Below are 23,560 nucleotides of genomic sequence, written 5' to 3' on the forward strand. Positions count from 1 at the left end.
GTGGACGGCGGCTGCTGGGGGCCGGAGACCTTGCCGATGGACTTGCGGGCCTTGTAGTTCACGCCACGGGAGAGGAGCGTCTTGCCCAGCGCGCCGGACTTGAGGTACTCCTCAGCGGCTGCCCAACCGAGGTCGGAACGGCGCTGCATGCCGTGTTGCAGGATGAGCTTGCCTTCCACCTTGGAGGCGGCCTTCACGAGGGCGGCACCTTCATGGACGTTGTGGGAGACGGGCTTCTCCACGTACACGTGCTTGCCAGCAGCCAGGGCGGCCAGGGCGATGACGGTGTGGGTGTGGTTCGGCGTCGCGATGGTCACGGCGTCGATGTCCTTGTCTTCCAGAAGCTTGCGGTAGTCCGTGTAGCTCTTGACCTCAACGTTGTTCTTCTTGAGGCTGGCGACGTGCTTGTCCATCACCTCGGAGTCCACATCGCAGAGGGCCACGATGCGCACGCCCTTGATCTTCGAAAGGCTGCCAATGTGGCCTGCGCCGCGGCCTTTGAAACCGATGACGGCAATCCGGATGTCGCCGTTGGCTCCGGCAGGTGCAGCCCAGGTAGGCAGGGCGAGGGCCGTGCCGGCGTAAACGGTGCTGCGCAGCACGTCACGGCGATTCATGGAGGTGGGTATGTTCATTTTCAGTTTGTGGTTGGCGTTTTGGCGGATTGAATCGGCAAGAAAGCGTTCCCGGTGCCGGAAGAGTCAGTACAACGGGTGTATTTCTGCCATTTTGCGTTTTTTCACAGATTTGATGGGTTAACCCACCCCCCTACTGGGCCGAGTATTCCGTAAATTTCGCGGCCAGCGGGGTCGGGGTCGGCTTGCCTTTGGAGAAGTAGAAACGGTAGCGCAGGGTCACGCTCTCGCCCTTGGCCAGCTTGTGATCTCCCAGATGCTTCTCGTCCTTCTTGGCTTCAAAGTCATGGATGCCGAAGGGGTTGGCGGCAAACAAGCCGTAGTCCCGGGCATGCCACCAGGTGGGAGCGCGGAAGTTCTTGGGGTGCTCAAACATCACGACCCCCACCAAGTTACCCTTGGGATCCGGGCCGTAATAGGCCACCCAGGGGGAACGCTTGCCCCAGACGTCCTTGTTCTTGTCAGTGCCGGCGTTGTAGGCCTTGCCAGCGGCGCCTTCACCCTTGAGGCTCAGGCCGGAGCTGAGGCGGATGGCCATAGTGCCCTCCTTGGTGTCGCCAAAGATGACTTCGCCTTCGGTGGCCTTCAGAGTGATGTCGAAGTCGATGTACTTCTCGCCCTCTGGCAGTGCAGTCACCGTGATCTTGCGAGAATCCGTGAGCTGCACTTTGCCATTCGGAGCCACCCATTTGGTGTCAGCCACGAAGGAGCCCTTGTTACCAGTGGCGTTGACTTCCGAGAACTGCACGTGCTCCTGACGGCCGAAGTCTTTCTCCTCGCTCCAGAAATCCATGTCATTCACCGAGCCATGGGCGAACCAGAGGCCGCGATGGTGCTTGTGGTCCTTGGCCTCGCCAGGGACATCCTGCACCATGGGGAAATTGCGGACCACATTCTCTCCTGCCCCACCGATGATGGGATAGAGGAACGGCCGGGGCACATCCTTCGTGTGGTACTCAGTGAAAAGCTTGCCGTCGATTTCGACTTTCAGCCCGGTGTCGCCCGGCTTGAGCGTCACAGTTTGGGCTCCCAATGAGGAGACCAGGGCGAGAAGGAACGACGCGATAAGGGGAGGTGAGGTTCTACGCATGCAGCCAGAAATTTTGGAGGGAAGGCAACGGAAAGGAAAGAAAAACCTTTCAAGGGTACTGTCACGTCCTCACGCGACGAGTAGCGGGAATCCCTTGAGTTTAAAGGGCGGAGGCCTCCATCTGGTAGCTTTGTGACTCTTTGCCCTCACAAAGTTTGGTCAGACAGGTCGAGCCTCCTCCCCCGTGCCTCAAGGCCTTGGCCTCACGTACACACGATGTCATCGCGAGAACTCCCGCGACACATCTGTATCGCCCCTCCTGGGCAAGGCCGGGCCAGCTTTAGAGGGCAATGACGTCTTTCACCACCTTGAGTAGCGTTTTGGCCGTGTAGGGCTTGGGGAGGAAAGTCTTCACACTCGCTCCCGCGGCCTTGGCAGTGACATCGCTGGCACTCACGCCGCTCACAGCCACGATTTTGATCGCAGGATTCATCTTGGTCAGCACCTTGATGGTGGCTTCGCCGTCCATCACCGGCATCATCATGTCGGTCAGTACCAACGCGATCTGTTGACGATGCTCCACATACGTGGTCACCGCTTCCGCGCCATCGCAGGCCAAGATGACCTTGTAGCCAAAGGCCTCCAGCGTCTGCCGGGTGATCATGCGGATCGCCGCCTCGTCATCCACCACGAGCACCGTCTCCCCCTTTCCGCGAGGCACTTTGGAATCCTCGTCCGGCGCGGGTTGGTTCTGCCCCACGCTACGCGCCGGGAGATAAATGCGGAATTTTGCCCCTTTGCCAAGCTCGCTGCGGGCCCGCATGAAGCCGCCGTGGCTTTTGATGATGGCCATGGAGGTGGAGAGACCGAGGCCCGTCCCCTTCCCCACCGCCTTGGTGGTGAAGAACGGGTCGAAGATCTTGTCCAGGATCGCCGCCGGAATGCCCGTGCCGGTGTCCTCCACCTGAATCACTAGGTAGGGACCCGCCTTGGCCTCCAGGTTCATGGCGGCGTAGTGGGCGTCCAGCGTGATGTTCTCCACCGAGATGGCGATGTTGCCCCCCTCCGGCATGGCATCCCGCGCATTCACGCAGAGGTTCAGGAGCACCTGATGGAGCTGCGTGAGGTCGCCCGTGACGGTCCAGAGATCGCTGCCCACATTGGTGCGGATCTGGATGTTCTTGGGGAAAGTGTCGCGGATGATCCGCTCCACATCATCCACCAGCCTCCCGGCGTGCACCTCATCCCGCCGCCCTTCCACCCCACGGGCAAAGGAGAGCACCTGACCCACCATGTCTGCCCCGCGTTTCGCGCTGGTGGCGATGTTGCCCAGCAGTTCCTGGCTCCCGGAATCGCTCGTCTTCAGCTTGAGCAGGTCCACTGCCATCATGATGGGCGAGAGGACGTTATTAAGGTCATGGGCCATGCCACCGGCCAGCGTGCCGATGCTCTCCATGCGTTGCGCCCGGAAGAACTGCCGCTCCAGCCGCTTCTTCTCGGTGATGTCTGTGTTGATCACCAGCAAGCTCCGCGGCTGCCCCTGATCATCCCGGACGAGGTCCCACCGGCTCTCCACGATGAGGGAGCGCCCGTCTTTGGCCTGCTGCTTGAGCTCCCCAGTCCACTCCCCTGTGGCATTCACCTGGGTGAACGCGCCCTGAAATTCCCTGAGTTCAGCGTGCAGTAGATCCGCCACCTCCTTGCCCAGCGCCTCCTCGGAAGACCATCCGTAGAGCTGTTGCGCCCCCTTGTTCCAGTAAGTGATGCGGTGCGCCAGGTTCACCACCAGGATGGCGTCTTGCGCCTTGTCCAGCAGGTCTGCCTGCTCCCTGAGCTGTGCCTCCGCTTGCCGCTGGGCACTCATGTCCATGCCCACCCCCAGCAGACACGGCTGTCCTTCCATGAGGATGCGGCTGGCGGAGTAGATATAGGGCACCATGTCGCCGGTCTTCGACCGCAGCCGGAGCTCCGCCACGGCATGCCCATGAGTGAAGGCCTCAACAATACGAGCGCGCACCGCCGCCACATCGTCTGGCACGATGAACTGCTCTGGGATCATGCCCTCGATCTCCTGGGCGCTATAGCCTGTAACTTTCTCGAACTCACCATTCCACCGCAACATGCGCCCGTCCTGGCCGAAGAGATACACCGCACAGGGCAGGTTGAACATCAGCGCCGCCAGCGTCTGCTCACTCTCCCGCAGAGCTTCCTCCGCCTGCTTCTTGTCCGTAATATCCTGAAAGGCTCCATGCACCCGGATGATCTGGCCCCGCTCATCGCGAACCGCCTGCCCGATCACCCGCACCCAGACGAGCCGGCCCTTCGCAGTGCGAATCTGCATTTCCTCGTCCCACGCCATCCCCTGCTCAAGGCAGTCGGTGAAAACTTTCTGGATCTTGTCCCGCCAACCGGGGGCGTAGAAGGCGATGCCTTCCTCCACCGTGGGAGAGGTCCCTACCGGCATCTCGTGGATCTCGCACACTTCCGCCGACCACAGACACCTCTCTGGTGGCACTTCGACCACCCAGCCACCCAAGCGGGCCATGCGACCTGCCATGTGAAAGAGCGCCTCGCTCTCCAGCAGTTGCTCCTCTGCCGTCGCACGCGCCGACCCTGCGGTAGGAGTATGAATTCGTCGTGCTGGGGAAGCCTCAGGTAAGCCACTCATACGCGCCATTAATAATAATCGCAAATTTTACCAAACCCCGCAAGCTTGGTTCACAGAAGCATCATAATGATCCCAATTATAAGGAAGGGCAAGCACCCTGCCATCCGCGCAGTTGCCTTTCCCACGGCTGGCGTTACATCGCGCGATGCACAGCATGACAGGATTTGGACGAGGCGAGGCCGTTGGGAACGGCGTCGTCTGGCGCGTAGAGGCAGGCTCCGTGAACCGCAAACAACTCGAACTGGTGGTCCAATTGCCCCGGGAGCTCAATGAACTGGAGCCGTCCCTGCGGAACCAGCTTGCTGAAAAGCTCTCCCGTGGACGTGTGCAGGTCAGCATCAGCGCAGACAAGGGCACCGGCACGACCTCGGCTCTGACGGTGAACAGTGATCTGGCCCGGCAGTATGCGGCCGCCCTGCTGGAGCTCTCCAACAAGCTCGGCGTGCAGGCCACCATCAGCAGTGCAGACATGACCCGCTGGCCGGGCGTCTTCACGCTGGCTGATAGTGGCTGGGATGTGAAGGAAGCGCAGCCCCTCATCGAGAAGGCCCTGTCCCAGGCCCTCACCGCCATGCTGGCCATGCGGAGAACCGAAGGGGATCACCTCAAGGCCGACATCAACTCGCGTCTCGACACGCTGACGGCGATGCTGCAAGAGGCCGCCGCCCTGACCCCACAGGTGGTCAGCCGGTACCGTGATGTCCTTCGTCAACGCCTCACCGATGCCGGACTCCCCCTGCCACTGGAGGACGAGCGCCTCGTGAAGGAGATCGCCCTCTTCGCCGACCGGTGTGACATCAGTGAGGAAATAACCCGTGCCACCAGCCACATCGCCCAGTTCCGCACCTACATGGACAGCGGCGAACCGGTGGGCCGTCCGCTCGACTTCCTCTCGCAGGAACTCTTCCGCGAGTTCAACACCATGGGCAGCAAGGCCAACCACGCCACGCTGGCCCAGCTCGTGGTGAAAGCCAAGACGGAGCTCGAAAAGATCCGCGAACAGGTGCAGAACATTGAGTAGCCGTTCGTTCTTCCCATCATGAAAGCTTCCTCTCCCCTCCCACGCTGGACTTTCCCGCTGCTGATTCAGGCCGCCCTGTTGGGGGGCCTGCGGGCCGATGGCCTGACGGTGACTCTGGAGGGAGGAGAGAGTGGCCGCGAAGCCGGACTGACCAGCTTTGCCGCACCGACGGAGGCCAAGGGCATTTCTCAACTCACCACGCCGGATGGCAAGTCGCTGCCTGTACAGCCCAGCGCTGACGGAAAGACCTGGACGCTCATCACGCCAGCGATCGCGCCGGGAGCCAAGCTGGTCGTGAAAGCCACGGGAGGAAATTCCGCCGCCCCGTCCGACGCCATCCAGGTCGCCAAGTCGGGTGGCACGTTGCAGTTCCAGTCAGGCAAGCAGCCCTTCTTCGCCTACCAGATGGAGACCAGCGAGGTGCCTTCGGGAACTTCAGAAGACTTCAGCCATGGGGCCTATCTGCACCCGGTGTATTCCCCCAGCGGGAAGCGCGTCACCGGGGACTATCGACCGGACCATCCCCATCAGCGGGGCATCTTCATGGCCTGGACCAAGACGGAGTTCGAGGATCGTCATCCGGACTTCTGGAACATGGGCAAGGGCAAGGACGGCAAGCTCACGGGTGAAGTGCGCTTTGGCCAGCTGGACAGCCAGTGGAGCGGCCCCGTGCATGGTGGATTTACCAGCACCCATCGCTGGCTGGATCACACCAGCGGCGCGGAAAAGGAAGTGCTGCATGAGAAGTGGAGCGTCACCGGGTACGCCGTGCAGATTGCGGGCGCACCCGCGTACATCCTGGACCTCGTCACCACCCAGACCTGTGCCGGTCAGGCACCGCTGAAACTGCCCAAGTACCACTACGGTGGCCTGGGCGTGCGTGGCCCGGAGCAGTGGGATCCCGTGGACAAGGTGACCATGCTCACCTCCACCGGTGCAGATCGCATCAAAGGCGATGGCACGAAGGCCTCCTGGGTGTGGCTGGGCGGTGAGGTGGACGGCACCTTCACCGGCACCGCCGTGCTCATGCACCCGGACAACTTCCGCTTCCCCCAGCCCCTGCGCCTGAATCCCAAGAATCCGCAGCTCTGCATCGCCCCCTCCGCAGAAGGCGACTGGTCCATCGAGCCCGGCAAGTCTCTCGTCCTGCGCTACCGTTTCGTGATCCGCGACGGCAAGCCGGACGCGGCTTTGCTGGACAGGCTGTTGCACGACTACTCAAATCCGGCCAAAGTGACGGTTGGCCCCAACTGACTGACTCTGCCCCATTTCATGCCCGATCCCGCCTCCTTCCCGAAATCCCGCCTGGGAGTCCTGCTGATTGTCTCCGGCCCCTCCGGCTCCGGAAAAACCACCCTGTGCCGCCAGATCGCCGACCTGGGAGAAGCGGTGCACTCCGTCTCCGCCACCACCCGCAAGCCCCGCCCGGGTGAGATGCATGGGAAAGACTATTTCTTCTTTTCCGAGGAGGAGTTCGAGGAGAAAATCGCCCGTGGCGAATTCTTCGAGCACGCCCGGGTTCACGGCAACCTCTACGGCACGCTCAAGACCTATGTGAAGGAGAACCTGGAGCGCGGAGTGGATGTGGTGATGGACATCGACGTACAAGGTGCCACCCTGGTTCGAGCCTGTGACGATGATTTGGTGCAGCAATGCCTGGCCGATGTGTTCATCCTGCCCGGCTCCGTGGACGCGCTGAAGGAGCGGCTCGCCGGCCGTGGTACCGAGGATGATGAGAGCCTGGAACTGCGCCTGCGCAATGCCCTCACCGAGATCGCCCACTGGCACAAGTACCGGTACGCCCTGGTGAGCGGTTCCCGTGAGGCCGACCTTGAGAAATTCCGCTCGCTGCTGCTCGCAGAGCGCATGCGAGTGGCCCGGCTCACCTAGACACTCGCTGATCGATCCGACCGAACTGATCCCGCCATGCCTTCGCCTTCCTCCTCCATGCGCCCCTTTTCCAACGTCTGGTTCAAGCTGCTCACCGGTGCAGCCCTGGTCACGCAGGCTCCGCTGTATTCCCAGGAGCCGGCCAAGCCCGCCGCCCCTGCCCAGGAGGCGGCGTTCGCCCAGTTCGAGTTGTTGACACGGGCCATGGAGATCATCCGCCAAAACTATGTGGATGAGAAGAAGGTGTCCTACGAGCAACTCATCGAGGGCGCTCTGGACGGCATGCTCAAGAAGCTGGACCCCCACTGCGAGTACATGGGGAAGTCGCTCTTCGAGGAGATGCAGCAGGAGCAGCGCGACACCAGTGAAGGCGTGGGCATCACCATCGCCCTGCGCGAAGGCATGCTCACCATCATCACGGTGGATGAGCAGGGTCCCGCTGCGAAGGCCGGCGTCCTGCCCAATGACCAGATCATCCGCATTGGCGAGGTGCTGGCCGACAACATGAGCACCATGGAGGCGGTGCAGCATCTGAAGGGCAAGGCCGGAGACGCGGTGCGTCTCACAGTGCGTCGCCCCGGTACGAAGCAGTTTCTGGACTTCAATCTCGTGCGTCAGGCCCTGCAGGAGAGCTCCGTGCGCGATGCGATGATGCTCCACGCCCGTCTCTCCTCACCGTGGAAGATCGGCTACGCCCGCATCACGGAGTTCACCCAGGGGACGGTGAAGGACCTCTCCAATGAACTCGACCGCCTTGAGAAAGAAGGCATGCAGGCCTTTGTCCTGGACCTCCGCAACAACCCGGGCGGCCTGATTGACTCCGCCGTGGGCGTCTGTGGCGAGTTCCTGCCCTCCGGCACGGTGGTGGTGACCACGGAAGGCCGTGTTGCCACCCAGAACCCGCCGCCTTACCGCACGCCGCCACGCAATGGCAAAGCCCAGCGCAAGTACCCCATGTGCGTGCTCATCAATCACGGCAGTGCCAGCGGCTCTGAACTCGTCGCCGGAGCACTTCAGGATCTGAAGCGAGCCATCGTGGTGGGCACCACCAGCTTTGGCAAAGGGTCCGTGCAGACCGTGCTGCCGATGAAGAACGGTGCCGCCATGCGCCTCACCACGGCCAAGTACTACACCCCGAGCCATCGCACCATTCACGAGAATGGCGTGGAGCCCAACATCGTCTCTGCACTGACCAGCGACGAAGAGATGAAGATCATGCAATGGCGCACGGCCAACACCCAGGGGGAGGGCCGCACACTGGATCTGGCCAAGCTCAATGACCGCCAGCTGGAACGCGCCACCGACGTGCTCAAGGGCGTGATGACGTACGAGGAGTTCAAGAAAGGCGATGCCAAGCCGGCCGTGAAACCTCCCGTCGAAGCTCCGGCTGCGCCCGCCAAGCCTCAAGACTCGCCAGCGCCAGCGCCAGTACCGGCACCAGCGTCAACACCTCCTGCTGCTCCTGCGCCAGTCCCTGCCCCGGCGGCTACACCCGCGCCGTCTGGCACGACTCCACCGGCTCCCGCTCCTGCTCCCACCCCTGCGCCAGCCGCCCCGGCTGCCCGTTGATCGTTTCCTTGTACCGCTTTCATGTCCGGATCCCGCCCGCCCTGCCTTCTTGCCCTGGAAACCTCTTGTGACGAGACCGCCGCGTCTGTGGTCACCACGGCTGGCGAGGTGCTGAGCAGCGAGGTTGCGTCCCAGATTGAGATCCACCGCGCCTATGGCGGCGTGGTGCCCGAGGTGGCTTCGCGCAATCACATCCAGGTCATGCGCCTCGTGTGTGAGCAGGCCATGCAGAGTGCCGGCGTGGCCCTGCCGGAGATCACCGCCTTTGCCGCCACCAGCGGACCGGGCCTTGTGAGCTCACTCCTCATTGGCAGCACCATGGCCAAGGCCCTTGCGCTCGCAGGGAAGAAGCCGTTCCTCGCCATCAATCATCTGGAAGGGCACTTGCTCTCCCCCTTCATGACGAAGCCGGGTGAAGCCACAGGAGACACGGCGGCCCCCATCCCGCCCCACCTGGCGTTGATCGTGAGCGGCGGTCACACCATGCTCATGAACGTGCGCGGAGTGGGGCAGTATGATCTGGTAGGGCGCACCCGTGACGACGCCGCAGGCGAGGCCTTTGACAAGGTGGCCAAGATGCTGGGACTACCCTACCCGGGGGGGCCGGAGATTGACCGCCGCGCCCGCCATGGGCGGAGGGATGCCTACGAATTCCCCCGCAGCATGATGGAAGCAGGAAACTACGAGTTCAGCTTCAGCGGGCTGAAAACCGCCGTGCTCTACCTCCTGCCCAAGATTGATCTCACGGATGAAGGCACCATGAACGATGTCTGCGCCTCCTTCCAGGAAGCCGTCATCGAGGTGCTGGTGAAGAAGACCGTGAACGCCGCCCGCCAGCATGGCCAGCGGATCATCGGCGTGAGCGGCGGCGTGAGTTGCAATCACCGGCTCCGCGAGCGCTTCACAGAACGCTGCGCCAAGGCCGGCATCGAGCTCCGCCTCACCCCACCCACCTACAGCACCGACAACGCCGCCATGATCGGCTTCGCCGCCGTGCACCGTCATCTGACGGGCTATCAGAGCCCGTTGGAGATTGATGTCGATCCGAACTTGAGCCTGGTGGGATAGAGACGCCAGATCGACAAGGGGTGCCGCGAGGAACAAAGCACCAAGCATCATCGCTGCCTGCTCACCAACAGGAGCGAGGGACATTCTTGTCCCGGTTCGCACCAAACGTCCCATGAGACCATCGTCACGAACCCGCCACCAAATCACTTGGGCTGAAGTCGGGTACGCCCAGAGATCTGCCGCCCCCTCATGCCACCACGCCCCCAAGGAGCGGCGGTTTGTGCTTGCACAACCGCCGACGTGAAACGGAGCGCTTGACCACCAACGCCCTTCAATCGTTCTCCAAGCTGCCAACGCCGCTTCTTGGTCTGAGCTCGGTCTCGCAGCCATCCCACGTCATCCTCGCAACCACCCGTTTCCTTGTACCACCAAGGGCGGCATCACGACAAAACCGGAGGGACGCCAGTACCACGCCTCGGCTGGAAGTCGGTGTCACTTTCGACTCGAATGGCACCGCATCCGAGAACCTTTCGTGACGCACCTCCGCCTCAGCCCAACACCTCCCGCGAGCCGCTCAAGCCAGCTCCAATCACTTTCGGCCCCGCACCCCATGTCCCGGAGGGACGTCGGATAGTAGCCGGTGGTGATAACCACCGGATCCCGCCCCCAACCCCTCTGCGTCCCGGAGGGACGCCGGACCGGGGCGAGGCACCCCCAATGACTGCCAGACTAGCTCCACGGCGATGAATTCTTTGCCCATCACCCCCACCGATTCAAAAATCTATTTCCTCAATCCGGTAGCGGAAGCGGCGTGAGCGGAAGCAACCGGGAATCCTCGATCGCCGCCGTGCGATGACCAATGCCCGCGAGATACGCCTCATTGCTCGCGAAGCTCAGGAACGTCTCGACGCTGCGGTGTCGCACCAACATGACCAGATCCCAAGACTCGTCTTCAGGACCAATCAGGAACGGCCCTCCCTTGCCCATGAAGAGCAGGTCTCCCCCGCTCTCCCTGACATGGGGCAAGGCGTGTGCAATGTAGCGATCGAAAGCCTCGGCCCCTGTGCATGGGCCTTCGAAAGCCAATTCCGGGTGGGCCGAGTAGTCCGCCACCCTTCGGAAGCGCAACAGATTCAGCATGACCACCTCACCCCCACAACCGCGCTGGAAGAAAGCACGGCCGGATGATTGGGTAGGCTCAAGGTAACGGGTTTGTGGAGGTGTGGACACGGGTTTCCTTTCAATGCTCGCTCCGCCGCGAATTCCTTGTTCCCCACGTGGGCCACGAGGTCAGCAGGAGCTGGTCGCATTATCCGGGTGAAACAAGCTGTCAAATATTACCCGGATAAATTTACAACAATATCAAGCACTCCCCAGCCTTTGCAGCCCCTCCCAACCATGCCAGGCCATGAAGCCGGCAATGACCACCATCACAGCGCAGGAGACGTAGGGAGCACGACGCATGAGCTCGCCGAAGCCCCTGAAGCGCTTCTCCGCATGTCTCAGACTCCAGGCCGCCAGCACGCCAGTGGCCACCATCGTGAGGGCCAGCCCCGTGCTGAAGGCCGCCACCATGGCGAACCCCAGCGTAAACTTCTTCAACTGCAGGCAGATCAGGAGCACGCTGAAAGCGGCCGGGCACGGCATCAAGCCACCCGTGATGCCGAACAGGGCGATCTGCGGCGTGGTCACCGTTCGCCCCTCGAACCGCCGGCGGATCTCATCAGCGTGTTCGCGCTCATGGGCATCCTGGTACTCCTCGTCTGACGCTGGAGCCTCATCCTCGCCCCCTTCTCGAAAGGCCACTCGATACGTATGACTGTGATCGCCATGGGACAGGCTCATTTCCACCTCGAACTCGTGCGGTTCCGGGATGTGCTGCTCGGATTCCAGCCAATCCCCTTGCTGGCGCATCGCGAAAGACTCCCTGGCCCCACCCTCACGGATGGTCGCAAGCGCCACTTGCGACGCTGCCGGCAACCTGGCCCCAGTAGGCACCCGCATCCGGAACACCGGCGGCACGCCATCCTCATGGATCTCGATGCCATAGCGACCATGCCCCGTGTTGATCCACTTCACCTCCCCATGACCGTGATCGTGCAGATCAGCATGGTCATGAGCTGAGTGATCCCCATGATGGTGATGGTGGTGATGCCCGTGGTCGTGACCGTGATGATGATGCGAGTGGGCGTGCGCCTCACGCACCTCCCGCCGGGTGCGGAAGAACATCCATACCGCCATGGCCAGGACGAGCACTGCGGAGATGAGCTGCAGGTAAGGCTCAATCGCCTCTGCGCTCCACTGGCTGCCGAAGTAAAGCGCCCCTGCCGCCAGCGCCCAGATGATCAGGCTGTGGGAGATGGCGGCGGATACGCCCAGCAGCACCGCCTGGGCGATGGTGCCACGGATGGCAATGATGAAGGCCGCCATCATCGTCTTGGAATGGCCAGGCTCCAAACCATGAAGCGCACCCAGAAGGATGGCCGTGGGGATGTAAAGCCAGGAGATGTGCTCAGGGTTCATAAAACAACCAGTGAAGAGATGCGGCAGCGCGATCAGCGGAGGTACTTGCGGAGCACATCGATGAGCTCCTCACCCGCCTCGATGGGCGAATGGCCGTCATGGGCATCATCCATGACATGATGGCGGATGTGCCCCTCCAGGACCTCCAGCATCAGGCTGTTGATAGCACCCCGGAAGGCCGCCAGCGTGTGCAGGACGTCACTGCAATCCTTCTCCTCGTCGATAGAGCGGTAGAGCCCTTCGAGCTGCCCCTGGAGGCGACGAATACGGGCCAGGAGGTGCGGCTTATTCTGCGTGGTGTGTCCCATCTTGGGGAGACATATACCCTAGGGGGGTATGGTATACAAGACTTTTGAACCGTTGCCTCGCAAGACCTAGCAAACGATGGCGAAACACCAAAGCAAATGAGCTAGCGAGCGAGCGGCGCGGAACAGCAGGACGCAGACGGCATCCTCCGATTTGCCTAAAAAGGAAAATGGAGGCGTGGAAAACAGCTCTCCCTGCTGTGTTGCAACGATTTGATTCGGAAGGCGTTACCACCTAAAAGCTTCATCCCGGATCGATGGGAACTTATGCATCGTGAAGGCCTTAGGCATCCTCATTGCGGCTTCATTTCCTGTTTAGGATTTGGAAGACGTGGGCACCAGCGCGTCCGCCGTCCCGGAGGGACGATGGACAGTAGCCGGTGGTGCCAACCACCGGTTTCCGTGCCCCAAAACCCATCTGCGTCCCGGAGGGACGCCGGATCGCCTTTGCCTCGGAGTAGCCGGGAAGACTGTATCCGCAACCTTGGAGCGGGGCAGATTCACCGCGCCACCTTGGACAGGGTCTAAAAATGCACGTCTCGCGTCACCTGGAGAACAGAACCACCAACCCGCCCACTATGAATGGAGTGAGATAGACGATTGCAGAAATCCACGCTAGCTTGCAATGCTTCGGCCCCACCAGGAGAAGCGCCCCAATCAAACGCCATGGAGCGATCGGTTCGGTAGTCCTTGGATCGACGGTCATATTGACATACTCCTGGGTTAAACACAGCCTGAGATGAGTGCCGATCCGCCGTAGCGACATGGCAGGGCGGCATTTGTTTCGCTACCACCGGACGAGTTCATAAGCACAAAATTGGTGATGTCGGTCGAAGACAATTTTCAGTCCTCCTCCGTTCTTCCAACTTTGTACGTGGATGAGGCCATCCGTCGCAGTCCTCGTCTTGAGGCTCTTTTGGGGCGGGTTCTTGGTGTCGCCGAAAGTCCAGACGGAGTAATCGGTCTCTTCAGAGATCGGGGCGAACTTCCGATCGGAGAAAAGTTGCAGGAAAGCCTCCTCGGAAATGTTGAAGGTCGCATCCTGTTGGTAGCCATCGTCCCAGAATCCAATGTTCGAGGCAGAAAAAGGAAGCTTGAGGAAGGGAACTTCCTCTGGAGCAACTTGGGAGCCGGTAACTGGATCATGCACTCCCATCAGACGACGACAACCCGTGAACGCAAACGTGCAGATCAGAATCTGAGCAAGTAGTATGGCACAAGTCAGAAAGCGCATGGTGATGGGGCCAACCTCCAGTCGGCACCAAAGGCCGGAGCTATGAGGGGGCGTTGAGATGGGATGACCCGGATGACTATGCACCTCGTCGTGCTTCGTGTAGCGGTCCTGCTCTGAAAGCACGATAGTACTCATGATGCCAACGGTCCGCTAGCGACCGAGTTTGTGGAATGTCACGATTGAAACCAACGCGCGAAAACTAGGACACGATGGAGTATGACTAGATGCCCGGTTCATAGACGGGATAATAGATGGGTGGTGCCCCAGCCTGTCTAATGACCGTGCTGGGCGCAACACCCACGCTCCGCAGAATCTCACGGATGAGTGCGAGCCCTCGCTGTGGATCAGTAACTTCGATGTCAATGTTGGAACGGCCCATACCAGTGCCACCGCCAGTAACCTCGCCGAGTTCAGCCTGCTGTAGCGCCTCATCGATTGGGTCCTCGATTTCGTCGCGGCCACCAAAGGTAAAATCCTCTGTCTGTAGGATGATCTCAAAAAAAGTCGTGTCACTCATGCCGAAAATGGGTTGTCTTGAATACACAGGGTGCGCAGAAGCACCCACAACCTATGCTTGATCAACCACCAAGGCGAGAGCACTCGTTGCAGCGGCATGGCGGTTTGAACTACCGCGGTTGGCATCAGCACCAGCGCCTCGCCACGCCTTTTATTTCTCGGTCGGTTTCTCATTGGGGGCAAAAGGATCTGAACTGAAACTGTCCGTGATTCGCTTCAAGAGAGTTGCGTCAGGCAGATACACTCCTTTGTCATACTCATACACCAACCACCGTCCAGACTTCTTGCTCTTGCCAACGTGAATCTGGCGGGGCCTTTTATCATCACCGGCCCCAAGTGACATATTCCAGTCCACTTCAGAGCCATCTTTGGGGTCCTTGGCAGTCTCGGGCGGGCCTGCTGCGGCCTTCCAATAGGCGGCGTAAAAAGCTGCTCGCTCCTTCAGACGAAAATCCTGCTTGTGTCGCCTGCACCAAAAGGTTTCCAGAATGACGCCGGACATGTCGTCGGGGTGATGAAACCCGAGCTTGTTCATGGACTGCGCCAACGGCCCACCACCCCAGAGTCCCCAGGTGTTCCTCAGGCTCATGCCAAGGCCGAAATGATACTCGATCATCTCTTCCTCGGTCTTCATGGAATCAATCTTCGCAAGATCCTCTTTGGGAAGCAGCTTCTCCAACTGCTGATGCGCCTCCTCCAGAGTCTTCGGAGGAGGCTCCTTCGCCTCCCTGGCCTTTTCATTGCCTGGCTGCTTCGCAGGCCTGGCCGCCCTCTCCTCGGCCCCCAACTGGCTGGCTACGGCTAGAAGCAGAACGAGGATGACGATGGGCTGACTCAACGCGCCGTCTAGCCAAGCATCAAACTTGGATTGAAAAGAGGGAATGGTCATGACGGTTGACTAACAGGAGGATACCCTAGGCCTTCATTCTGAATCCGGCTTCGATGTTGTTGCCATCGGGATCAAGCACATAGGCCGCATAATACCCATTGCCCTCATCCTCCGGCGCGCCGTTGTCAGCGCCACCATGCAACAGACTCAACGCGTGAAATTCATCCACCGCCTGCCGACTCGGAGCAACAAATGCAAGGTGAAGGGGGCGATGCACAGCGGGTGCCAGGGATGTGCCGTAGTAGTCACCTTGAGCAGGCCCAACCCAGAGGAAGGGGAACTCCGATGGACCAGCGAAGATGGCGGCACCGAACTCCGGTTGACGTTGCACGACGGTGATGCCCAGCGGCGCGAGACAACGCTCGTAGAAGCTGATGCTCCGCTGAGGATCAGAAGCAAAAATGCCGATGTGATCAAACATGGCTTGTTGGGGTGGAAGCGGCTGCGGTGGACAACATGGTTGGGTTGGCCGCCATGGGATGTCGCACTGAGGCTAGCACCGTGCGATGGGCGTCACAACAATTAGCCACCCATCTCCCCACCGGGCATATCTGGAACCTCATTCACGATGGAGTCGATTGCACCGCCCCATCTTCACACGCCTCCACTCTTCTGGGCAAAGCCATAGACATCCGAGGGATCGGTCCACTTCTCATATTCAGGTGAACCCTTTGGCAAGCCTGGCCAGCCGATCCAATCCGGATAGCCTTCCGGAGCCTGCGCGATGCTGGTGATGAAAACCCAGTAGTCCAACTCCTCGCGGGCAAACAAGTCCTCGCCCCCGATCAGCAGGGCACGCAGCAGTTCGTTGGACGCCTCTGCTTCGTCGCCGAGCTCCAGCAACATCTGCCCACGCCGAAGATGCACGAATGGATTGCCGAAGCCGCCGTAAAGAATGAGAGCATCCCGCCAAGTATCCAGGCTGGCTCGATAATCCTTGGAGTGCCACTGCATATCCCCGATCGCGACCGCGAACCAAAGGCTGGCACTACGCCCCTCCCGAGGCAGCGGAATCAGATCGAACCCTCGGCGAAACAGAGTGATGGCACCGCCATAGTCACCTTGATCTGCGAGGACATTGCCAGCCACGGCCAACGCATCAAGCTCGCTCTGCAATTCGTCTGAGATGGAATCGGATTCACTCATGAGATGAGGATGTAGCGAGATGGAGTGGCGGGATTTATTGCAGGACGCATGGACGATACTGCAAACCAAACGGCTTGCTCCAGCGCCTTGTTCGACCTAGTGCCGGAGCCCTGCGAGCTGCGCAGAGAACGCTTCGATCGTTTTGGGAGGGTCACCGGACGAAATCGGGCCCCGGATCCAATCCTCGTAGGTCAGGACTTTGCGATCAGGCTCGGAGTAGCCAAATGAAAGCAAACGATGCCCAGCAGTGAAAACCGATCCCCTCCATCCAATGTCGAGATCTCGTCGGGACATGTCCGCCGAAGTCGGCACCAAGTATCCAAATATGGGAAACAGCGTCCCACCAGAGACGCAGACACTGTATGATGAATCAGTGAAACCCGTGTGGAGGAGATAGACCGTCGTGCGACCTGAAGGTGAGACCAGCACCTCTGAAACATCAGTGGTGTCGAACATTGGATCCCATGCTCTCCATGCAACGGCCATCCGATGGCGAAGAAAATATGCATCCCCTACCAGAAGCACCACGGCAATGAGTGGAATGATCATCGCCCAACGCAGCCATGAACGTCTCAGCCACACAAGTGGAGCCAGACAGACGAGGCTCCAGACGATGGGCAGCAGCGTGCTGTCAGTGAACGGCTGCTGGGCAAAGACGATGGCCGTGATGATGCACAAGCAAGAGATCGCAGTCTTCATTCTTTGCATGGCGGGTGACGCCGCAGGCTGACCGAACGCTTAAGCCTCGCCGCCCACCAGGGCAGGCTTGATCGGAGAGACTAAGCGACGCGTTGAGGTTTCGAAACGTATGAATAATACCGCAGCCCCATCGGTTGGTGCCAGCGCATTCTTCGCCCTCAGTAGCCCCTACGGAAGGTGGAACTCTCCGTTCTTTGCTGCGACTGTGAAGATGGCCCCAATCCTCACAAATAGACTATTTGCTGGGTTGTTTTCGTCTCGAGGGATAGTGGGACAGAGAAATAAGCACATGGCATCCAGAAGTGCTTGGTTCAAGGGGACATCTCCACGTGCTAGGGTGTATTCGAAGACTCGGTCGTGCCACATCTGATGAGCCTCAGGCACCAGCCCACGAGGAAGGGATGCCTCAAGTAAGCCACGACCGAAGCTCTCGATGTATGCCAGTGAGTCTGAGCGACCCGCGAAGAGCGTAGACATCGCAAAAAAGTAGGCTGCCACTGTGCCGACAGCTAAAACGTCAGACTTGTTGGTGACAACAAGCGAAGGTGACAGCTCCAACGCAAGCCTTTCGTAGTCACTAATCGCACGGGGCACCACATTGCTGGCCACATACGCTCCGAAACTTTTGGTGCCAGATACTTGCTTCGACATGGACTCTCTATTGGTTGGCCTAACATGTAAGCTGTGGCGACGGCGAGCGTAAAACCCCGCTCATGCTACAGACCGCAACGAGCCGTTGCCACAAGCGTTTTGTTCGGCCTGAGTTTTCCTGGTGTGTTCTTTGTTGTGGTACTCAATGAATGCGACGTCGAGATTGTGTTCAGGAAGCAGATTCAATGTGCTCAGCTCAATCGGGATAGAAAAGTAGTCTAACTCGACATGATGATTTGGACAGACGCAAACAATGTTTCGAGGGTGGTCGGGGCCACCTCGTCCAAGGGGCCGAAGGTGATGGCCTTCTGCGTATTTAGCGTCTCCTGGCAACATGATGCACTCACCACAAATCTGACACTGGTAATTGTAGAGCTGCTTAATATAGCGTGAGTGATCGCTATCGCGTATGACCCGATGGGTCGTGACCGATGTTCTCTCAGTAGGACTGTAGTCAAGATCAGAGGCAAGGGGTGCCTCTGGAGGCACAGTCTCACGAAGGCAATTCCGACAAGCAAACAAGGTCAGCTTGGGCCAATTCGCCGCAAGCACTCTTCGTGCAGCTTCGATGTCAGGAAACGGAACCCAACCTCCTTGGCTCCTCGAAACCACCGATCCAACCGGCTTCTCCGTGCCTTGCCTCTCTCCCTTTTCAATGGCATGGCTACAGGTGCCCACATGCAGCCGAGCCCGACTTGTTTTCGGGTCCAGGTTCAACCAAAAGGGCGATTCTGCAGTTGCGGAGGACATTGCTCTTAGATCGAACGTAGAGATAGTCTGCAAAAAAACAGAAAAAATCAACAACATTATAGGCAGCAAATATTCAAATTAATCTCAAATCACGAGCATTGCTACATGTTTTGAAAGGTGCAAACTGGAGCAACCTCGCAATAGCCCGTCTTGTTGCAGGTCGGATCGGCCTGAGTTACTTGTAACCGACAAAGATGAACACTCCAACATCGGGATGGATGGGGCACGATTTAGCTTGGTACGGCTCGGGACTGAACGGAATGCCAACGGTCTGAAATGCTCTGCGGATTTTTTCAGCTGAATCCGCAGCGGCTTCGCCGACCGAGAATATGCGAATGCCTTGAAACGTGAAGGCCCCGAGTGGGGTGAGACCGAGCGCCTCTGGCGGCACCGCAAGAGCGTCAGAAAGCTGTTTGGAGTAACTTTCGCACTCGGGGTCGAGCATCTTGGATGCAATAATGATAGGAACGGTCAGGCCGCCCGAAAACCCCTTGCGCATGGCGGCGCGCAATGCCTGATTCTGTTCGGGGGTAACAGTGCGAGGCTGGCCCCTGGCTTCGAGTGCGGCAACAAGCTTGTTGGCTTCCTCTGCTTGAGTGTGAGCGGCGGAAATTTGATCTTCGGCGAATTTCTGTCGTTCCTGCGCCTTGGCCTTGTCGGCGCGCTGCACTACGAGCAGCTTGTCGGCAACATAGTGACTGCCGAAGGTGATTATGATGCCGATGGTCGTAACGGACAATCCAACCCATCGCAGAATGCTGGCCCATCGTTGAAGTTCGTCGGCTGTCATTGGGAAAAATGGTTCGCTGTCGCTGCCCTTTTCTATTCGGCTCACGTCCTTTAGCATTCGCGCGCTATGCAAAATCTAACGCTATGCGCGAATGGAGTTGAAGCAAGCGAGTGCCCCCATAAGGCGATGGCGCGAGGGGAAGCGCCGATGACACGACAAAGGCCATCCGAGCCGTTGCCTGCATCCGCATTGTTCGACCTATTGTTTGCGCAGGATACGTCAGAATCGAACTGACGCCTGGCCCTTGATCAACCGACTCGCAGGGAGTGTCGGCTGATCGAGGGGCGATGCTACCACTACACCAGTATCCCAAATTCACAGTCGCGAGCATACATCTTCAGCGCTGGAAGGATCAAGTGCAAAACGATCTCGAAGAAACTGAGGAAGCTTTTGAGAACCCTGCTCAGCGATAAAAGCTCTAATGTCCGAATGCAGTGCAATGTCTTGAGGACTGGGCAGAAGCAATTTGCACCAAAACTCCGCCATGCGACGAACAGCATGCGTGAAAAGGAGAAAATCATCATAACCCAGGTCTGCGAAGGGCGATGGTCTACAGCGACCTTCAAAAACGGTGTCCCAGTTTGAGCAGTTGGCAAGGCGCGTGAGTATCTCTGAGAATCTTTTTGGCAGCGCTCGTCCCTTGTGTGCTTGCTCGTTTCGAGTTAGCCTCACCAGTTCCACCAACAAATCGAGCACTGCAAACTCGGGCGACTTGCTGAGCAACTGAGCATTTCGAAGGCATGTTGCAAAATGGTCGTGTTTTGCAACTCCGTCAGGGAGCCTGCCAAAATCAACATCAATCGACCTCAGTTCACGAAGCTCTGAGCTAAACTCGAGAAGAAATACTTCATAGCAAGCATGTGCAGAACTAATACCAGATAGGGCAACAACACGATGGGCGTCCTGCGGCGATTCAACACGGACATGCAAACCGTGATCGTGAGCCAAGGATGCAACATCACCCGAAAAGTCAGAAGAGCCCCCAAAAGACGTCGTTAGATGACGGAGCCCTAACTCAGCGAGCTCATGCGCTCCATCCAAACGTCCGAGCGTTGTGATGAAGCTTCGAAATGATCGATATACTCTTGGTGTCACAGATTCTGATCTTGGGCCGAACGTCTAAGCTGGGGCAAGCGCGGAGACGAAATGGTGGGTTGGAGGTACGGAAAGCATGTTTGACACGGCAGCCCCGGCGGCTGGCACCAGCGCTTTATTGACCTTCATTGTAGCTGTGGGACTGGTCATGATGGATGAACGCGTTGAATCGGCAGTGCCATTTTCGCCATAAAGGCGAGCTTCTTCAAGTTCCGTTGCATCTGCTTCTCGGGGGCCAAGAGCACCAGAAAGAAGTAGAACGTCGGGAAGGTGATGAAAACAGATATTTCAGGTTCAGTGTACTCCTCATAGTCTATGCGCCGAATCAGCAACGAGCGATCCTCGGTGGCTCGAAACGGTGCCCCGGGGCTTCGATCATACTCGAACTTCGCGTTCGGGAACTGAAATGTCGTGGAACGTCGGTGAAACTCTAGCAGGTCTTCGATCTGGGGCATCTCGGTTCTCGATGAAATCTCCGGGTAGATGAGCTCTCGGTCATCGTATGCCTGCCTCCAATGAATGCCGGGACGGGAATAAATGCAAAGCCTCTGTGGGTGAGGCTCCCTGTGCATCTCCCATCCCGACGGGCAAGGCACAATCACACCCCAATCATCCTTATACATTGTAGCCCCGCCAATTCCATTGAAGCTATCCAAATCCTCGAAGTCTAATATGACGACATCAATGTCTCGCCCCTCATTGCGGGCTCGTCTGAGGGCCGCTTCTGAGAAGCCCACGTTCGTGACAATGACTCCCTTACTAACTCGCAAATCGGCGAGAAAGGCGATAAACTGCTCAACTATGCCAATGTCGATCTTCGTTGAGAAATACTTGCAGTCGATCGCGATGTCCGTGCTAAAGCCAGCCAGTGACCCAGAAATGAGGATATCAATCTGACGCTCAGAGTGAGAAAAGATGCCTCGGCGGCGAACGTCATGCTCAATGAGCGCATCTGGGTAGAGCATCTTAAGATGCTCTGTGATGTGCTGTTCATAAATACGCCATGACATAGTCAGTTGGATGAACGCCTAAACTATGCCGACCGCCGGGGCGGGATGATGAGGGTGGAGACGGGATCGTAGGCTAAAGTTGCGAAAGGCACGAGTGACACAGCGGTCCCAGCGGGCACCAGCGCTTGTTCGCCCCCGTTTGTTCACGGAGTATGCTGTGCGAGTTTCTTGGACTCCGATTCACTGCAACTGGATCGATGAACTTGGGGATGTTCATTTAGGCAGAAGGATTAAGCTTTGGCGGGTTCCATGAGTGCTGAGCGCGCTCTTGCGGAGGATGTTTCGAAGCAGGCGGAGACGAGATGGAAACGTCGATGACGCAAAAGATGCAATTGGAGCCGTTGCCTGCATCCGTTCTGTTAGCCCTTCATTCGCGATTCAATGATCGCCGCCAAATGGGAATGAAGCGTCATAAGAAAAAAGTCCACGAGCCCAGAGTTGTCAAATCTAATTGTTGCCGATTCTGTCCACACGACGTTGCCATTGGCGGTCAACTCAGGAACAAATTGATGGTCTTCCAACCTGTCAGGACGAATGAAACTCCCGTGTTCATCTCGCTTTGGTCTGAAGACGCTAATGTCAAGTCGTGTGCCTGTAAGTGCCCCCTTTGGACGGGTAGTCTCCACGCGAACCACGTCTTCGTTTGGTAGCGTGACGTTGAACCACACAATGTCATATGGGATGCAACGAAACTCACCCGAACTCCAGCTAATCCCGAACTTCGGATTTGCTAAAGCTATTTGCTCTACTTCAGCATTGAGTTGTGACACAAACTGCGACTGAGCGGCATGGACAAGGTTGGGAGCCCCTGGCGACTGATTCATGGCCCTAGTTGCAACGTACTCACTTAGGCGTGATCCTAGTGTTTGAAAACACTTTCGCGGATCACTGACGATCGGCTCATGCACATAGATGCTTTCAACCGAGGCCGCCTCGATTGCCTCGACGATGCATGCGACCACTTTATCGAGCTCCTGGGCGCTATCGATGGCACGCCTATCTGCAAGAATCGGCGAGAACTTCTCAACTTCGCTCTTCGAGACGCCTTTCCAAATAGGGACTATCTTGCGGGTTCCGACGTTCTCAAGAGCAAACAATCCAGCAATTTCAGCTTGGGTCCACTTCTTCTGAAAGAAAGGATCGCTTAAGACGACAACTCCAAAATCACAGTCCTTTAGTCCCGCGGAGATGCTGCCAAAAATACTCGCTCCAAAAGGGAGTGAATATTCATCGTACCACACATGACTGAGCCTTTTCAGTTTTTCTGCCAGCGGTCGGACAAACTCAACTTTGTCCTCAGTAGCGTGCGAAATGAATATCTTGGTTTCGGGTTTCATTTGCTTGTCGCACCTGCAAGCGGTGCCAATCACCGGGGCAGTGATGAGCATGGAAGCGGAATGGCGGGTTAAGGTTACGCTAGACATGGCCGAGACAGCCCCCCCTGCGATTGGCACCAGCACGTTGTTCGCCCGGATCGGCTACAGCGCATGGCTAGGCGCGCTCGTCGATAGCGGAGTCATCAAATAGCACTTCAGGTTCAATGGCGTCGCGTGTAACGGACTCGATCTCGATCGTGAACTGAACCTCCTCAGCAACGTCGTCTGCCGACGCAGATGCCAGCTGATCGGAAGGCATGGTAACACGAGCAAAACCCTCGAATGGGCCGGCAACGTCGTCACTGCCATACTCGCTATCGGAGGTCTTGTAATCGACGGTCGTATCGCCAGTTCCGGTGAAGGGAATCGTCCAGTCAGGATCCTCGCCGTCCGGCGTGCCAAAGGTGGGACCGGTTTGGACGGCGAATGCAGTGACACTTCCCTTGATAAGTCCGTCTCGCGAGTCGTAGGCAGTGCCGGACTGATCGATCTGCGAGCTGATAAGAGTGTCGGCCACGCGCTGGCGGAAGGTTTCAGTTGCGATGATGTCGTGGATTGTAGGCATTGGGGTTTTGGGACTTAGGGAATTGCACGAGCGTGGCTAAAGGCAAAATATGCGGATAGTTTGCAACGACACGCAAAAAAAAGCAACGCCGGCGTAGCTTGAATTTTTTCGATATATTTTCGATTTTACGTCTTGCGACGTACAGGAAGTCAGGCGCATCGGAAAGATTCTACTTCAAACATGCGGGAAT

Annotated in this window: 22 protein-coding genes; 6 read left to right on the forward strand and 16 right to left on the reverse strand. The window is 58.4% G+C overall.

Annotated elements, in window-relative coordinates; all coding sequences use genetic code 11:
- From BV106_RS01230 to BV106_RS01240, 3 genes are all read right to left on the reverse strand, one after another.
- A partial coding sequence (locus tag BV106_RS01230; RefSeq protein WP_265595205.1) for a Gfo/Idh/MocA family oxidoreductase occupies positions 1-617 on the reverse strand: 617 nt, incomplete at its 3' end.
- A gap of 151 nt (positions 618-768) precedes the next feature.
- Complete coding sequence (locus BV106_RS01235) at positions 769-1,725, reverse strand: PmoA family protein (RefSeq protein WP_081891423.1); 957 nt, start codon at positions 1,723-1,725, stop codon at positions 769-771.
- Between the two features lie 280 nt (positions 1,726-2,005).
- Complete coding sequence (locus BV106_RS01240; RefSeq protein ID WP_265595206.1) at positions 2,006-4,333, reverse strand: PAS domain S-box protein; 2,328 nt, start codon at positions 4,331-4,333, stop codon at positions 2,006-2,008.
- A gap of 154 nt (positions 4,334-4,487) precedes the next feature.
- Here BV106_RS01240 and BV106_RS01245 point away from each other — a divergent pair, with 154 nt between their 5' ends.
- The 5 genes from BV106_RS01245 to tsaD are packed head-to-tail and all read left to right on the forward strand — an operon-like array spanning position 4,488 to position 9,881.
- Positions 4,488-5,354 (forward strand): YicC/YloC family endoribonuclease, encoded by an 867-nt coding sequence (locus tag BV106_RS01245; protein WP_265595207.1) that lies wholly within the window; start codon positions 4,488-4,490, stop codon positions 5,352-5,354.
- An 18-nt stretch (positions 5,355-5,372) separates the two neighbouring features.
- Positions 5,373-6,608 carry a PmoA family protein gene (locus tag BV106_RS34865; RefSeq protein ID WP_051944699.1) on the forward strand — a complete coding sequence of 412 codons (1,236 nt, stop codon included), beginning with the start codon at positions 5,373-5,375 and terminating at the stop codon, positions 6,606-6,608.
- An 18-nt stretch (positions 6,609-6,626) separates the two neighbouring features.
- The gene (gene gmk / locus BV106_RS01255; protein WP_038159291.1) at positions 6,627-7,244 is read left to right on the forward strand and encodes a guanylate kinase; all 618 of its coding nucleotides are present in this window, start codon (positions 6,627-6,629) and stop codon (positions 7,242-7,244) included.
- 36 nt (positions 7,245-7,280) lie between these two features.
- Positions 7,281-8,813, forward strand: a complete 1,533-nt coding sequence (locus BV106_RS01260; RefSeq protein WP_081891424.1) for a S41 family peptidase — start codon at positions 7,281-7,283, stop codon at positions 8,811-8,813.
- A 21-nt stretch (positions 8,814-8,834) separates the two neighbouring features.
- Positions 8,835-9,881, forward strand: a complete 1,047-nt coding sequence (gene tsaD, locus BV106_RS01270; RefSeq protein ID WP_038159295.1) for a tRNA (adenosine(37)-N6)-threonylcarbamoyltransferase complex transferase subunit TsaD — start codon at positions 8,835-8,837, stop codon at positions 9,879-9,881.
- A 729-nt stretch (positions 9,882-10,610) separates the two neighbouring features.
- Here the strand turns inward: tsaD and BV106_RS39200 are convergent.
- From BV106_RS39200 to BV106_RS01310, 8 genes are all read right to left on the reverse strand, one after another.
- Positions 10,611-11,051, reverse strand: a complete 441-nt coding sequence (locus BV106_RS39200; protein WP_038159299.1) for a hypothetical protein — start codon at positions 11,049-11,051, stop codon at positions 10,611-10,613.
- A 132-nt stretch (positions 11,052-11,183) separates the two neighbouring features.
- Positions 11,184-12,344, reverse strand: coding sequence for a sulfite exporter TauE/SafE family protein (locus BV106_RS01280; RefSeq protein ID WP_038159302.1), 1,161 nt, complete (start codon positions 12,342-12,344; stop codon positions 11,184-11,186).
- Positions 12,345-12,376: 32 nt separating this feature from the next.
- Positions 12,377-12,652, reverse strand: coding sequence for a metal/formaldehyde-sensitive transcriptional repressor (locus tag BV106_RS01285; protein WP_009965182.1), 276 nt, complete (start codon positions 12,650-12,652; stop codon positions 12,377-12,379).
- A 784-nt stretch (positions 12,653-13,436) separates the two neighbouring features.
- Complete coding sequence (locus tag BV106_RS37945; protein ID WP_265595209.1) at positions 13,437-14,018, reverse strand: hypothetical protein; 582 nt, start codon at positions 14,016-14,018, stop codon at positions 13,437-13,439.
- Positions 14,019-14,103: 85 nt separating this feature from the next.
- Positions 14,104-14,400 carry a hypothetical protein gene (locus BV106_RS01295; protein WP_038159311.1) on the reverse strand — a complete coding sequence of 99 codons (297 nt, stop codon included), beginning with the start codon at positions 14,398-14,400 and terminating at the stop codon, positions 14,104-14,106.
- A gap of 150 nt (positions 14,401-14,550) precedes the next feature.
- Positions 14,551-15,288 carry a DUF6794 domain-containing protein gene (locus BV106_RS34870; RefSeq protein ID WP_051944705.1) on the reverse strand — a complete coding sequence of 246 codons (738 nt, stop codon included), beginning with the start codon at positions 15,286-15,288 and terminating at the stop codon, positions 14,551-14,553.
- Positions 15,289-15,313: 25 nt separating this feature from the next.
- Positions 15,314-15,709: a VOC family protein gene (locus BV106_RS01305; RefSeq protein ID WP_038159314.1), complete on the reverse strand. Its 396-nt coding sequence runs from the start codon at positions 15,707-15,709 to the stop codon at positions 15,314-15,316.
- A 173-nt stretch (positions 15,710-15,882) separates the two neighbouring features.
- Positions 15,883-16,434 (reverse strand): hypothetical protein, encoded by a 552-nt coding sequence (locus BV106_RS01310; protein WP_051944709.1) that lies wholly within the window; start codon positions 16,432-16,434, stop codon positions 15,883-15,885.
- Positions 16,435-16,975: 541 nt separating this feature from the next.
- Between BV106_RS01310 and BV106_RS37950 the strand changes: the two genes are divergently transcribed.
- Positions 16,976-17,164: a hypothetical protein gene (locus tag BV106_RS37950; RefSeq protein WP_265595210.1), complete on the forward strand. Its 189-nt coding sequence runs from the start codon at positions 16,976-16,978 to the stop codon at positions 17,162-17,164.
- Positions 17,165-18,709: 1,545 nt separating this feature from the next.
- On the opposite strand, the gene BV106_RS01325 is transcribed toward BV106_RS37950, so the two are convergent.
- From BV106_RS01325 to BV106_RS01345, 5 genes are all read right to left on the reverse strand, one after another.
- Positions 18,710-19,324 (reverse strand): hypothetical protein, encoded by a 615-nt coding sequence (locus BV106_RS01325; RefSeq protein WP_265595211.1) that lies wholly within the window; start codon positions 19,322-19,324, stop codon positions 18,710-18,712.
- A gap of 315 nt (positions 19,325-19,639) precedes the next feature.
- Positions 19,640-20,272: a hypothetical protein gene (locus BV106_RS37955; RefSeq protein WP_265595212.1), complete on the reverse strand. Its 633-nt coding sequence runs from the start codon at positions 20,270-20,272 to the stop codon at positions 19,640-19,642.
- Between the two features lie 293 nt (positions 20,273-20,565).
- Positions 20,566-21,429, reverse strand: a complete 864-nt coding sequence (locus BV106_RS34875; RefSeq protein WP_051944712.1) for a restriction endonuclease — start codon at positions 21,427-21,429, stop codon at positions 20,566-20,568.
- 359 nt (positions 21,430-21,788) lie between these two features.
- Positions 21,789-22,817: a toll/interleukin-1 receptor domain-containing protein gene (locus BV106_RS34880; RefSeq protein ID WP_051944715.1), complete on the reverse strand. Its 1,029-nt coding sequence runs from the start codon at positions 22,815-22,817 to the stop codon at positions 21,789-21,791.
- A gap of 103 nt (positions 22,818-22,920) precedes the next feature.
- Positions 22,921-23,370: a hypothetical protein gene (locus tag BV106_RS01345; protein WP_038159329.1), complete on the reverse strand. Its 450-nt coding sequence runs from the start codon at positions 23,368-23,370 to the stop codon at positions 22,921-22,923.
- Between the last annotated feature and the right edge of the window lie 190 nt (positions 23,371-23,560).

Source organism: Verrucomicrobium sp. BvORR106 (genome assembly GCF_000739655.1).
In the GTDB taxonomy this organism is placed as follows: Bacteria; Verrucomicrobiota; Verrucomicrobiia; order Verrucomicrobiales; family Verrucomicrobiaceae; genus Verrucomicrobium.

Coding starts and splice junctions, on each gene's coding strand:
- BV106_RS37945 (WP_265595209.1), bottom strand. CDS start 14,018: ATGAGTACTATCGTGCTTTCAGAGCAGGACCGCTACACGAAGCACGAC.
- gmk (WP_038159291.1), top strand. CDS start 6,627: ATGCCCGATCCCGCCTCCTTCCCGAAATCCCGCCTGGGAGTCCTGCTG.
- BV106_RS37950 (WP_265595210.1), top strand. CDS start 16,976: ATGATCATCGCCCAACGCAGCCATGAACGTCTCAGCCACACAAGTGGA.
- BV106_RS01260 (WP_081891424.1), top strand. CDS start 7,281: ATGCCTTCGCCTTCCTCCTCCATGCGCCCCTTTTCCAACGTCTGGTTC.
- BV106_RS01345 (WP_038159329.1), bottom strand. CDS start 23,370: ATGCCTACAATCCACGACATCATCGCAACTGAAACCTTCCGCCAGCGC.
- BV106_RS01310 (WP_051944709.1), bottom strand. CDS start 16,434: ATGAGTGAATCCGATTCCATCTCAGACGAATTGCAGAGCGAGCTTGAT.
- BV106_RS34870 (WP_051944705.1), bottom strand. CDS start 15,288: ATGACCATTCCCTCTTTTCAATCCAAGTTTGATGCTTGGCTAGACGGC.
- BV106_RS34875 (WP_051944712.1), bottom strand. CDS start 21,429: ATGTCATGGCGTATTTATGAACAGCACATCACAGAGCATCTTAAGATG.
- BV106_RS01245 (WP_265595207.1), top strand. CDS start 4,488: ATGACAGGATTTGGACGAGGCGAGGCCGTTGGGAACGGCGTCGTCTGG.
- BV106_RS01240 (WP_265595206.1), bottom strand. CDS start 4,333: ATGAGTGGCTTACCTGAGGCTTCCCCAGCACGACGAATTCATACTCCT.
- BV106_RS01285 (WP_009965182.1), bottom strand. CDS start 12,652: ATGGGACACACCACGCAGAATAAGCCGCACCTCCTGGCCCGTATTCGT.
- BV106_RS34880 (WP_051944715.1), bottom strand. CDS start 22,817: ATGCTCATCACTGCCCCGGTGATTGGCACCGCTTGCAGGTGCGACAAG.
- BV106_RS01295 (WP_038159311.1), bottom strand. CDS start 14,400: ATGAGTGACACGACTTTTTTTGAGATCATCCTACAGACAGAGGATTTT.
- BV106_RS01305 (WP_038159314.1), bottom strand. CDS start 15,709: ATGTTTGATCACATCGGCATTTTTGCTTCTGATCCTCAGCGGAGCATC.
- BV106_RS34865 (WP_051944699.1), top strand. CDS start 5,373: ATGAAAGCTTCCTCTCCCCTCCCACGCTGGACTTTCCCGCTGCTGATT.
- tsaD (WP_038159295.1), top strand. CDS start 8,835: ATGTCCGGATCCCGCCCGCCCTGCCTTCTTGCCCTGGAAACCTCTTGT.
- BV106_RS01280 (WP_038159302.1), bottom strand. CDS start 12,344: ATGAACCCTGAGCACATCTCCTGGCTTTACATCCCCACGGCCATCCTT.
- BV106_RS01325 (WP_265595211.1), bottom strand. CDS start 19,324: ATGACAGCCGACGAACTTCAACGATGGGCCAGCATTCTGCGATGGGTT.
- BV106_RS01235 (WP_081891423.1), bottom strand. CDS start 1,725: ATGCGTAGAACCTCACCTCCCCTTATCGCGTCGTTCCTTCTCGCCCTG.